The following is an 11,511-nucleotide window of genomic DNA, read 5'->3' as shown; positions in this document are numbered from 1 at the left end:
AGCCCGCCTGCCGGGACCACGCCGTCGGCGCCCGCCGGTGCCGCCGCCAATCCGCCAGCGCCGGCCGCCGGAACCACGCCTCCGGCCGCGGCGGCCACTCCGCCTGCCGCTGGCACGACTCCGCCACCCGCGTCCGGGACTGCGCCTGCGACGGCCCAAGCGACCGTGCCGGTCGGCCAGAAAGCGATCTTCTATGAGGAGCGCACCAGCACCCAGCAGGGCACCGCCGAGCCCGGCAGCATCGTCTGGTCGCTGGTGCAGGAATCGCCGGGCGGCGACCTGCCGCCGGAGCCGGCGATCCGCGCCGAGGCGACGATACCCGGCAAGGACATCCAGCTGCGCATGACCATCCGGCGCAATACCGACCAGACGCTGCCGGCCAGCCACATCATCGAGATGATCTTCCTGACGCCGGAAGGGTTTGACGGCGGCGGCGTCGACAACATCCTGCGCATCGCCATGAAGAGCTCGGAACAGGACGCCGGCAGCCCGCTGATCGGCATCCCGGCCAAGATCGCCGACGGCTTCTTCCTCGTCGCCCTCAACGACACCAAGGCCGACGAGGACGCCAACCTGACGCTGCTCAGGGGGCAGGCCTGGATCGACGTGCCGGTGGTCTACAAGACCGGACGCCGTGCCCTGCTCACCATGGAAAAGGGCATTCCGGGCGAGAAGGTGTTTGATGAGGCGCTGAAGGCCTGGGCGACGAAGACGTCCGGTTGAGGCCGAGCGGCTCAGAAGCCCTGAAACAGCATGTCGAGCGCTGCAACGATCTCGTCGTGATGCTTCGCGAGGTTGAAACGGTTTCCCCGAGTTCCGTCGCAGCCACCGTAGCGATCAGATGGGTGGCCATGACCAGCTTGCGTCCATTGATTTCGAAGACCGGGTGCAGCCTCCGCATTGGCGGCGGCGCCGACGCGAGGGGCAAAAGCGGAACGACGACGCGCGTCTTGAAATTGTCGAGCAGGTCGGATTGAACCTCGAGGAGGTAGCCGCCTTCGATGCCGCTGGCGGCAAAGGCGTCATAGCGCGCCATCAGAACTGCCGATGCTCCTTGAGCGGAACGCCGTACGTGTCGACATACTCGTTCCAGGCATCCATGGTGGCGCGGTTTTCGAGCTTCCACAGCCGCGTCTTCTCGGCTGCCACGGCTTCTGCGATCCCGGCTTCGGCGGCACGAGATACATTCACGTTGAGCCCCTTGGCTTCCTTCATGAGCTGTGAATCGATCGATAGATTTGCCGGCTGGCGGACCGCATTTGCGGCAATCTTGCGCATGATAGCCTCCGCAACATGCGTATAGAATATGCGCATCACGCGAGTGCTGCAATGGATAGCTTGGACCAGCGCGACCTTCGCGACCGGACCGGCATGGCAAATTCGCCCTCAAATGCTATAGTCGCGCAAGCGGCAGGTCTGACCGGAGACGGCGATGACCAGTGCGAAGATCGACGTTCGTGAGCTGGGTGAAGCCGTTTTCCTGACCGATGGCGGCCTCGAGACCTCGCTTGTTTTTCTGGAAGGCCTCGATCTGCCCTCCTTCGCCGCCTTTCCGCTTCTTGGCGAGGAGGAGGGGCGGACGACGTTGGCCCGCTATTTCCGCCAGTATCTCGACATCGCCGACAAACACGGGGTCGGCTTCGTGCTCGATACTCCGACGTGGCGCGCCAATCCGGACTGGGGCGAAAAGCTCGGCTATTCGAAAGTCGCATTGTCGGGCATAGACATGCAGGCAGTGTCATGGGCGCGGGCGCTGGCTGCGCCCTATGTTGCGCGTGGCATGACCGTGCTGGTCAATGGGGTGGTCGGGCCCCGTGGCGACGGCTACCGCATTGACACAGTCATGACGCCCGCCGAGGCCGAGACCTATCACGGCGATCAGGTCAAGGCGTTCCGCGATGCCAGCGCCGATATGGTCAGCGCCATCACGATGACCTATGCGCAGGAGGCTGCCGGAATAGCCTGTGCCGCGATGGCGGTGGGGCTCCCGTCGGTGATTTCGTTTACCGTCGAGACGGACGGACGCCTGCCTTCGGGGGAGAGCCTGAGAGACGCCATCGAGACCGTTGACGACGAAACGGACGGCGCCCCCGCATATTTCATGATCAACTGCGCGCATCCGAGCCATTTCGACGCCGTCCTTGCCGGCGACGGACGCTGGATCAGGCGCATTCGCGGCGTGCGGGCCAACGCCTCCGCCAAAAGCCATGCCGAGCTGGATGCGGCGACCGAACTCGATCCAGGCGATCCTGTCGACCTCGGCCGGCGCTACCGCGCCATGCGCGACCGCTTCGGCCAGATAGCCGTGCTTGGCGGCTGCTGCGGCACCGACAGACGCCATATCGCTGCGATCTGCGAGGCCTGCCTCTGAGCCTTGCCTATAGCGGCTAGCCTTCCATCTCCTCGCGCAGCATCTCCAACTCCAGCCACTCTTCCTCAAGTGAGGTCAGCGTGGTGCGCTCCTTGTCGAGCGCGGCGATGGTCTTCTGGAACGATGCGGGATCGCGCTCGTAGAAGGACGGGTCGGCGATATTGTTCTCCAGCCTTGAGATGGACGCGCTCACCGCCTCGATCTTCTTCGGCAGGGATTCCAGCGCGAACTTCTGCTTGAAGGAGAGCTTCTTGGCCGGGCTTTTAGCGCTGGTCTGTTCGGCCCTGGCCGTCGCTTCGTTCGCTTCAGCCTTCGGCCTTGCCTTGCGCTCCTCCAGCTTCGAGCCGCCGCGTTGCGCCAGCATGTCGGAATAGCCGCCGGCATATTCGATCCAGCGTCCGGCGCCGTTGGGCGCGATCACGCTGGTGACTGTGCGGTCAAGGAAATCGCGATCATGGCTGACCAGGACGACCGTTCCGGCAAAGCCGGCGACCAGTTCCTGCAGCAGCTCCAGCGTCTCCATGTCGAGGTCGTTGGTCGGCTCGTCGAGCACCAAAAGGTTCGCCGGCCGCGCCAGCACCCGGGCCAGCAGCAGTCGCGCCCGCTCGCCGCCCGAAAGCTCGCGCACCGGCGTGCGCGCCTGCTCCGGCTTGAAAAGAAAATCCTTCATATAGGAGACGACGTGGCGCTGCTCGCCATTGACCACAAGGTTCTCGCCGCGCCCGTCGGTCAGGTAATTCGCCAGCGTCTCCTGCGGGTCGACGGCCTCGCGCTTCTGGTCGAGTGTTGCGATTTCCAGATTGACGCCGAGCCGCACGGTGCCGGCATCCGGCGGCAGCTCGCCGGTCAGCATCTTGAGAAGCGTCGTCTTGCCGACGCCGTTCGGCCCGACAAGGCCGACGCGGTCGCCGCGCTGAATACGGGTCGAAAAGCCCTTGACCACGGTGAGGTCGCCAAAACTCTTCTCGATGCCCTTGGCTTCGATCACCAGCTTGCCGGATTCAGCGGCGTCGCTTGCCACCATCGTCGCCGAACCCTCGGCGCCGCGATGGCTGCGAAAACGCTGGCGCATGGCCTGCAGCTCGCCGAGCCGGCGCATGTTGCGCTTGCGCCTGGCGGTCACGCCATAGCGCAGCCAATGCTCCTCGCGCACGATCTGGCGGCCGAGCTTGTGCTGTTCGCGCTCTTCCTCTTCAAGCACCTGGTCGCGCCATTCCTCAAAGTGCGCGAACCCCTTGTCCAGCCGGCGCGTCTGGCCGCGGTCGAGCCAGACGGTGGCGCGCGAGACGCGCTCGAGAAAGCGGCGGTCGTGCGAGATCAGGATCACGGCCGACGAGGTGCGGGCAAGCTCTTCTTCCAGCCATTCGATGACCGACAGGTCGAGATGATTGGTCGGCTCGTCGAGGAGCAGGATATCGGGCTCCGGCGCCATGACGCGGGCGAGTGCTGCGCGGCGCGCCTCGCCGCCGGAAAGGTCGTTCGGCCGCTCCTCGCCGGTCAGGCCGAGATGCTCCATCAGATAAGTGGCGCGATGCGGGTCGTCGGCCGGCCCGAGGCCGGCTTCGACATAGGCGCGCACGCTGGCGAAGGCATCCATATCGGGCATTTGCGGCAGGTAGCGCACCGTTGCCGAGGGCTGGCGGAATACTTCGCCGTCCTGCGGTTCGATCAGCCCCGCGACGATCTTGAGCAGCGTCGACTTGCCCGAACCGTTGCGGCCTACAAGCGCGATCTTCTCGCCGGCGGAGGCGCTCAGTGCCGCGCCGTCGAGCAGCGGCGTGCCGCCAAAAGTCAGTTTTATGCCATCCAGATTGAGAAGAGGCGGGGCCATGTCAGCTTTCGGGAAGAGGATAGGGGTGGGCGAGCAGCAGCGCCCGGCCACGCTCGAGCGCGATCTCGAGCCGACCCTTGATCTCATTTGATATGGTAAGCGATGAGCCGAACGCCACCTCGACACCGTCCAGCGGCCATTTGGCGCCTGAGACCGTCAGGCCGGCGAGGTCGGAGAAGCCGAGCACCGAGAACAGCGTGCCCTCGGCGTAGTCGAAGCCGGCTTTGCCCGGCAGGATGGGCACGCCCTCCTGGGCGCCGCTGGTCAGCAGCACGGTCGTGCCCGCCTCGGCCAGCCGCACGCTTAGAGCCAAATGCAGAAAGGCATGATCGGCGCGCTTGCCGCCGAAGGCGCCGGCCAGCACCAGGCTGGTGGCGCCGCGCGCCAGCGCCTCGGCAATGGCGAGCTCGCCGTCGGTCATATCCTTCTCGGTCGGGAAAATCTTGCGCGGCACGGCGGCCAGATTCTCCGGCAGGCTCGCCGGCACCGAGTCGAAATCTCCGACCCAGAGCTCCGGCAGCAGGCCAAGCATATCGGCATGGCCGATACCGGCATCGGCGGCGATGATGCGGGAGCCTTCGATCTGGCGATCGAGCCGAGGCGTGCGGACGAGATCGCCGCCAAGCAGGATGGTGAATGTGCCCATGGCCGTCGCCCTTACCAGCCCGGCCAACGAAACGGAAGCGGGCGCGTCCAAACGGAATCGCACTTCGCTACCGCGGTGAACCCTGATGGATGCCCAGGAAACTTCCGCTTGCGCGCCGCATCGGCCGGGCCTATGTCTCGAAATGCTCTAACGGGGTGCCGGACGCTGATTTTGCGAACCGGCTGAGAGGCACAAAGCCAACCCGCTGAACCTGATCCGGTTTGTACCGGCGGAGGGATTAGACGTTTCGGACCATCCGACGCCTCAATTCCTTTAACGCGAACGAAGGAGGCGCCGATGCGCTCGCTATTGTCCAACCTTGTTCTTGCAGTCGGCCTTGTTTCGCTTTTGGCAGGCGGACCTGCCGAGGCTAAAGACAAGCTTACCGTCTACACCTACGAAAGCTTCACCGCCGACTGGGGCCCCGGGCCCGCGGTGAGGAAGGAATTCGAGGCCGAATGCGGCTGCGATCTTGAATTCGTCTCGGTTGCCGACGGCGTGGCACTGCTCAACCGCGTCAAGCTGGAGGGCGCCGGCACCAAGGCTGATGTCGTGCTCGGCCTCGATACCAACCTGACCGCGGATGCCAAGGCGAGCGGCCTATTCGCGCCGCATGGCGCGGTGGCCGATTTGAATGTGCCCGGCGGCTGGAAAGACGACACTTTCGTGCCTTTCGACTACGGCTATTTCGCCGTCGTCTACGACACCGAAAAGCTGAAGACCCCGCCGAAGAGCTTGAAGGAACTGGTCGAGGGCGCCGGCCCCGACAAGATCATTATCCAGGATCCGCGCACTTCGACGCCGGGCCTCGGGCTGCTGCTGTGGGTCAAGTCGGTCTATGGCGACAAGGCGCCGGAAGCCTGGGCCAAGCTGAAGCCGAAGGTGCTGACCGTGACGCCGGGCTGGAGCGAGGCCTATGGTCTGTTCACCAAGGGCGAGGCGCCGATGGTTCTCTCCTATACCACTTCGCCGGCCTACCACATGGTGGCCGAGAACACCGAGCGCTATCAGGCGGCGTCCTTCGAGGAGGGCGAATATCTGCAGATCGAGGTCGCCGGCATCACCAAAACCGGCGCGAAGAACCCGCTGGCGGAAAAATTCATAGCCTTCATGACCGGGCCCAAGTTCCAGGACATCATCCCGGAGACCAACTGGATGTTCCCGGCCGGCAAGACCGACAAGCCGCTCAACCCGGCCTTCGAAAAGCTGGTGAAGCCGACCAAAACCCTGCTGTTCAGCCCGGACGAGGTGGCGGCCAACCGCAAGGCCTGGGTGGATGAATGGCTGGCGGCGATGAGCAAGTAGGACGCAGGATGGCGCTTGAGCACCCCCCTCTGTCCGGCCGGCCATCTCCCCCGCGCAGGGGGATCGGTGATTTCGCTAGCCGCCGACGGTGTAGGAAGAGCGGCAAAGCTGCCAATCTCCCTCCTAGAGAGGGAGATGTCCGGCAAGACAGAGGGGGGCGCGACGGAACGCGGCGTTCGCTAGCTCGAGCCAACGTGGTGCAGCGTGCAATCCACGCCGCGCCCTGACCCTCGCATCACTGCCGGCATCATCGCCCTTGTCGCCATTACTTTGCTCATCGGGGGCGCCTTCGCCGGCCTCATCCTCGAAGGCGCAAGCGGTCCGTCCAGCGCTGCCGCGGCCTTCGACAGCTATCTGCTCCGCGTCGCCCGCTTCACGCTTTGGCAGGCGCTGCTGTCGACATTGCTTTCGGTCTTGCCGGCAGTGTTCGTCGGCCGCGCCCTGTCCAGGCAAACGAACTTTCCCGGACGTCGCCTGATCCTGCAGTTGTTCACGGTCCCGCTGGCGCTGCCGGCTATCGTCGCCGCGCTCGGCGTGTTGGCGCTTTACGGCCATGCCGGTTATTTTGCCGGCATCCTCGGCACGTTCGGCGGTGGGGAATGGCCGGGCATTTACGGCCTTTCCGGCATCCTGGTCGCGCATGTCTTCTTCAACCTGCCCTTGGCCACGCGGCTGTTCCTCGAGGCGCTCGGCACCGTGCCGGCCGACCAGTGGCGGCTGGCGAGCCAGCTCGGTATGGACGCTCGGTCGGCCTTCCGGCTGATCGAATGGCCGGCGCTGCGCACGGTGCTGCCGGGGGTCGCCGGGCTGGTCTTCATGCTGTGCATCACCTCCTTCACAATCGTACTGACGCTGGGTGGCGGGCCGGCGGCGACGACGCTAGAGGTCGCGATCTACCAGGCGCTGCGCTTCGATTTCGATCCCGCGCGGGCCGTGACACTAACGTTTCTGCAGATCGTGCTGACCTTCGTCGTGGTCGCCATGCTGACGCGACTCGGCGCCAACACGGTCGGCGATGCGAATCTGCCGGTAGCGCCACGCCGCTATCTTGCGACCAGCACCACCGAGGCCGTGTTGAATGCCGGCCTCATCGTGCTTGCGCTGCTGTTCGTCGCCGCACCGATGGCGGCGACCGTGCTCGCCGGGCTGGAGGCGGATCTCGGCCGGCTGGCCGGCGAGGACGCCGTGCGCCGCGCGACGCTCACCAGCGCCGGGCTCTCCTTTCTCTCGGCGCTGTTTTGCGTGATGCTGTCGCTGTCGCTGATCGCCGCCCGACGCGCACTGGCCCTGAGGCGCCGCGCGGGCGGCGCCATGTCGCTGCTCGAACACGCCGCCGACACCGGCGCCGGTTTCGTGCTGGTCGTGCCGCCGATCGTGATCGGCGCCGGCTGGTTCCTGGCTCTGCGCAACATCACCGATGTGTTCGCCATCGCACCCGTCATGGTCGTCGCGGTCAATGCGGTGATGGCAATGCCTTTCGCCATTCGCGCCGTCCGCCCTGCCTATGATGCGGCGAGCGAGCGCCACGAGCGACTCTGCCTGGCGCTCGGCATTTCCGGCTGGAACCGGCTGCGGCTGGTCGACTGGCCGTCGCTGCGGCGGCCCTTGGCCACCGGCTTTGCGTTCGCCATGGCGCTGTCGCTCGGCGATCTCGGCGTGATCGCACTGTTCGGCAGCGATTCCGTCCAGACCTTGCCCTATCTTCTACTCGCGCGCATGGGCAGCTACCGGACCGCCGACGCCGCGGGGCTGGCCTTGCTGCTCGGCCTCGTCTGCCTGCTGCTGGTTGTCGCCGCCGACTGGCTGGGGCGGGAGGCAAAGGCATGACGAGGGATAATAATGGCATCGCGGCCACGAAGGGCCTGGCCGTCACGTTGGACGGCGTATCCTTCAGCTATGGCGAGGCATCCTTCCGGTTCGATGTCGAATTCGCCGCCGGCAGGATCACCGCCATCATGGGGCCGAGCGGTTCAGGCAAGTCGACGCTGCTCAATCTGGTGGCCGGCTTCGAATCACCAAATGCTGGCAAGGTGCTGATCGGCGGGATCAATGTCGACAATGCGCCGCCCTCGGCGCGGCCGGTGTCGATGGTGTTCCAGGAAAACAACCTGTTCGCCCATCTTTCGGTCGAGGGCAATGTCGGGCTTGGCCGCTCGCCATCGCTCAAGCTCACGGCCGACGACCACCGCGCGGTCGCGGACGCGCTGGGGCGTGTCGGCCTCGCCGGCAAGGAAAAGCGGCTGCCGAGCGAGCTTTCCGGCGGCGAGCGGCAGCGCGTCGCGCTGGCGCGGGTGCTCATACGGGACCGTCCGGTGCTTCTGCTCGACGAGCCTTTCGCCTCGCTCGGCCCGGCGCTGCGCGAAGACATGCTCGATCTCGTGGCCGGCATCCACGCCGAGCGACAGATGACCGTGCTTTTCGTCACGCATCAGCCGCAGGACGCGCGCCGCATCGGCCAACGGATCGCGTTCGTCGACGAGGGCAGGGTCGCGGCAACAGGGTCGGCCGCCGATTTCTTCGACGGTGCTGGACCGGAGGCCTTCCGGCGCTATATCGGCGATCGAGGCGGCAGCGTTGCCGGATGACAACACATTGCCCGGAAGCGGACATAATTTACGGCCAAACCGGCTGCGGGTGATCAGGCGTTTGCTTGCCTTGTCCGGGGGAGTGTGGCTAGGTCCGGCCATGCTGGTCCGGGTGGGCCGTGATTTGCCGCAAGATTACGAAAGGAAGCCGATCTGACAGCCGGCATCGAGAGGGTATGGACTAAGCCGCTGGCGCGATTTTTCGCGATGGCCGGCTTTGCCGTGGCGCTGGCGAGCTGCCAGATGTTCACGCCGCCGGACGTGCAGGAGTCCGGCTTCCAGCCCTCCGACAAGCCGATCACCGTCGACAATGTCGTCGCCAATGCCAGGCTGGCCGAAATGGCCAAAGCGCAGCATCCGCGGATTCTCGCCACTTATGGCGGCGAATATTCCGATCCGAAGCTCGAGCGCATGGTGGCCAAGGTCGTCGGCAATCTGACGGTGGTCTCGGCCAATCCGACCCAGACCTATCGCATCACCATCCTCAACTCGCCTAACGTCAATGCCTTCGCGCTGCCGGGCGGCTATCTCTATGTCACGCGCGGACTTTTGGCGCTGGCCAATGACTCCTCCGAGCTTGCGGCCGTCATCGCGCATGAGATGGGCCACGTCACCGCCAATCACGGGTTGCAGCGGCAGCAGCTCGAGGCCGAGGAAGGCCTGGCGACCAAGGTCGTCTCCGACGTGCTCGGCGACAGCCCGACCGCCAAGGCCGCGCTCATCCGCGGCAAGCTGAGGCTTGCGCAGTTTTCGCGCAACCAAGAACTGCAGGCCGACGCGATCGGCATCAAGTCGATCGGCGAAGCGGGCTATGATCCCTATGCGGCCGGCCGCTTCCTGCAGTCGATGTCGGCCTATACCGATTTCCGTTCGGTCAGCGGCGCCACGGATGCCAGCCTCGACTTCCTGGCCACGCATCCCAACACGCCGCAGCGCATCGAGCTGGCGCAGCGGCTCGCCCGCAACTTCGGACCGCCCGGCGTCGGCACGCGCGACCGCGATGCCTTCCTCGCCGGCATAGACGGGCTGCTCTACGGCGACACGCCGGAAGAGGGCTATGTGCGCGGCCAGACCTTCCTGCATCCCGGCCTTGGCGTGTCGTTCTCGGTGCCCGAGGGTTTCGTCATCGACAATTCGGCGGCCGCGGTGACCGCGACCGGTCCGGGCGACATCGCCATCCGCTTCGATGGCGTGGCGATCGACAAGTCTGTGTCGCTCACCGACTATATCCGCAGCGGCTGGGTCGCCGGACTGGACGATGCCAGCGTGCGCCAGGAAACGGTCAACGGCAACGAGGCGGCGATGGCGCATGCCAGCGCGCAAGGCTGGCAGTTCGATATCGCGGTCATCCGGGCCGGCGGACAGGTCTACCGGCTGCTGACTGCGGCACCCTCGGCCAGCACCGCGCTGGAGCCGGTCGCGCGCTCCGTCAGCAGCTCCTTCCGCACGTTGAGCGCGGCCGAGAAGGCGGCGCTGAAGCCGCTGCATATCCGGGTGGTCACTGTGCAGCCCGGCCAGAACATGGGCACGCTTGCCGCTCAGATGGTCGGCGTCGACCGCAAGCTCGACCTGTTCCGGGTGCTCAACGCAATGTCGCCGGGCGCGAGCGTGTCGGCCGGCGACAAGGTCAAGATCGTCACCGACAAGTAGGGTCGGCATCCGCGCAAGTGCTTCCGCAACGAATCAGCCGCGCGCTTCTATTCGGTCAAGCCGGGCGCGCGGCTGCCGCAGCAATCAGAGCCCGCCACTGCTGCCGCCTTCAGGGCTGGTCTGGCCGCCGGTGCTGCCTCCGCTGCCCTCACCACTTTGGCCGCCGCCGCCGGACCCTGAATGATCGCCGCTACTGCCGCGCCAGGGCGCCGGTCCGGTATCGGTTTGAGGTGGTTTGACCACTGTCGGGACTGTCACCGTCGGCGTCTTCGGCGCGGGTGTGCGGACAACCTTTACCTTGGTGACTATTTTCGTCACGACCTTGGGCTTGCACACTGCGACCGTTAAGGTGCTGTGCGCGGGAAGGCCGAGAATGCTCATCGAATATGCCTCTTGCCGCGCGATGCCGGCTTTGAGGAAAGCCAAGGCGCGGGCCTCGTCGGCGGGCACGCCGTTGCGGCCATCCTTGAAGATCACGGCGAGATCGTTCATCGCGTTGACGTGCCCCATGGCCGCCGCCTTGAGCAGCAGGTCCAATCCCTTGCCGGTATTCCGCTCGACATCGACACCATTGAACAAGGCTCGCCCCCAAGCGGCCATCGCATAGGGGTCTCCCTTGTCGGATGCTTCTGAATAGAAGCTGATCGCTTTCGCGGAGTCCGCGGCCAGTCCTATTCCGGACGAAGCGATATGGCCGAGCTCGAACATGGCGCGGACGTGCCCCCTGTCGGCAGCTTCCTGGATAGCTTTCCTGGCCTCGTCGACCTTGCCGGACGCCAGCAGCGCCCGCCCAAGCTCGTAACGAAACCGAGCGACGTCGGGGTAGGCCTTCACCGCCGCCTGGCAAGCCTCAGCGGCCTCGCCGGCGATCTCGTTCTGCAAACGGCCGGGCGCGACGCCCTGCAGGTCGAGCGGTGCGCCCGCCGCCTGGTCGCAGGGGTCGACGCTTGGCGACAGCTTCATCATCGCTGCCTTGGACGCGTTGCCGCCGCGGATTTGGAAGCCAATCTGGACCGGAGCAGCCGAGCCGATCTGCGGCTCGTAACGCAAATTATCGACTTCACCGGCCATCAGGCTGGAATCCGGAGACAGGGTCCGGTCCGGCAGCGACAGAGTTCCCGTT

9 protein-coding genes, 2 pseudogenes and 1 riboswitch are annotated in these 11,511 nt (G+C 65.7%); of the genes and pseudogenes, 6 read left to right on the top strand and 5 right to left on the bottom strand.

Annotated elements, in window-relative coordinates; genetic code table 11:
- Positions 1 to 723, top strand: a pseudogene (locus EOA79_RS24240) (hypothetical protein); the annotation flags it as partial.
- A gap of 11 nt (positions 724 to 734) precedes the next feature.
- Here EOA79_RS24240 and EOA79_RS24235 read toward each other — a convergent pair.
- Together EOA79_RS24235 and EOA79_RS24230 are read right to left on the bottom strand one after the other, a co-directional pair.
- Positions 735 to 1,036: pseudogene (locus EOA79_RS24235) on the bottom strand (CcdB family protein).
- The gene (locus EOA79_RS24230; RefSeq protein ID WP_067002201.1) at positions 1,036 to 1,278 is read right to left on the bottom strand and encodes a type II toxin-antitoxin system CcdA family antitoxin; all 243 of its coding nucleotides are present in this window, start codon (positions 1,276 to 1,278) and stop codon (positions 1,036 to 1,038) included. The pseudogene EOA79_RS24235 and the gene EOA79_RS24230 overlap by 1 nt, the downstream one beginning before the upstream one ends.
- 154 nt (positions 1,279 to 1,432) lie before the next feature.
- Here EOA79_RS24230 and EOA79_RS24225 point away from each other — a divergent pair, with 154 nt between their 5' ends.
- Positions 1,433 to 2,371, top strand: a complete 939-nt coding sequence (locus tag EOA79_RS24225; RefSeq protein ID WP_095824076.1) for a homocysteine S-methyltransferase family protein — start codon at positions 1,433 to 1,435, stop codon at positions 2,369 to 2,371.
- 16 nt (positions 2,372 to 2,387) lie between these two features.
- Here the strand turns inward: EOA79_RS24225 and EOA79_RS24220 are convergent, their stop codons facing one another.
- Entirely contained in the window at positions 2,388 to 4,202 is a 1,815-nt protein-coding gene (locus tag EOA79_RS24220) for an ABC-F family ATP-binding cassette domain-containing protein (protein ID WP_127335544.1), read from the bottom strand.
- Position 4,203: 1 nt separating this feature from the next.
- Positions 4,204 to 4,848, bottom strand: coding sequence for a thiamine diphosphokinase (locus EOA79_RS24215; RefSeq protein WP_095799776.1), 645 nt, complete (start codon positions 4,846 to 4,848; stop codon positions 4,204 to 4,206).
- A gap of 141 nt (positions 4,849 to 4,989) precedes the next feature.
- Positions 4,990 to 5,103, top strand: a riboswitch (TPP riboswitch).
- 42 nt (positions 5,104 to 5,145) lie between these two features.
- On the opposite strand from EOA79_RS24215, the gene thiB reads away from it, so the two are divergent.
- The 4 genes from thiB (at position 5,146) to EOA79_RS24190 (ending at position 10,388) form a co-directional block, all read left to right on the top strand.
- A complete protein-coding gene (gene thiB, locus EOA79_RS24210; RefSeq protein WP_095824074.1) occupies positions 5,146 to 6,153 on the top strand; it encodes a thiamine ABC transporter substrate binding subunit in 1,008 nt (335 codons plus the stop codon).
- 204 nt (positions 6,154 to 6,357) lie between these two features.
- Positions 6,358 to 7,980: a thiamine/thiamine pyrophosphate ABC transporter permease gene (thiP, locus tag EOA79_RS24200; RefSeq protein WP_127335542.1), complete on the top strand. Its 1,623-nt coding sequence runs from the start codon at positions 6,358 to 6,360 to the stop codon at positions 7,978 to 7,980.
- Positions 7,977 to 8,738: a thiamine ABC transporter ATP-binding protein gene (thiQ, locus tag EOA79_RS24195; protein WP_067319423.1), complete on the top strand. Its 762-nt coding sequence runs from the start codon at positions 7,977 to 7,979 to the stop codon at positions 8,736 to 8,738. Before thiP ends, thiQ begins: the two co-directional genes overlap by 4 nt.
- A gap of 207 nt (positions 8,739 to 8,945) precedes the next feature.
- Positions 8,946 to 10,388, top strand: coding sequence for a M48 family metalloprotease (locus EOA79_RS24190; RefSeq protein WP_095799779.1), 1,443 nt, complete (start codon positions 8,946 to 8,948; stop codon positions 10,386 to 10,388).
- Positions 10,389 to 10,472: 84 nt separating this feature from the next.
- Here the strand turns inward: EOA79_RS24190 and EOA79_RS24185 are convergent.
- The coding region (locus EOA79_RS24185; RefSeq protein WP_164893933.1) for a tetratricopeptide repeat protein at positions 10,473 to 11,511 on the bottom strand (1,039 nt) is incomplete at its 5' end.

The organism is Mesorhizobium sp. M1A.F.Ca.IN.020.03.2.1 (genome assembly GCF_004023205.1).
Taxonomy (GTDB): domain Bacteria; phylum Pseudomonadota; class Alphaproteobacteria; order Rhizobiales; family Rhizobiaceae; genus Mesorhizobium.
This window is presented reverse-complemented; position numbering and strand designations above follow the sequence as displayed.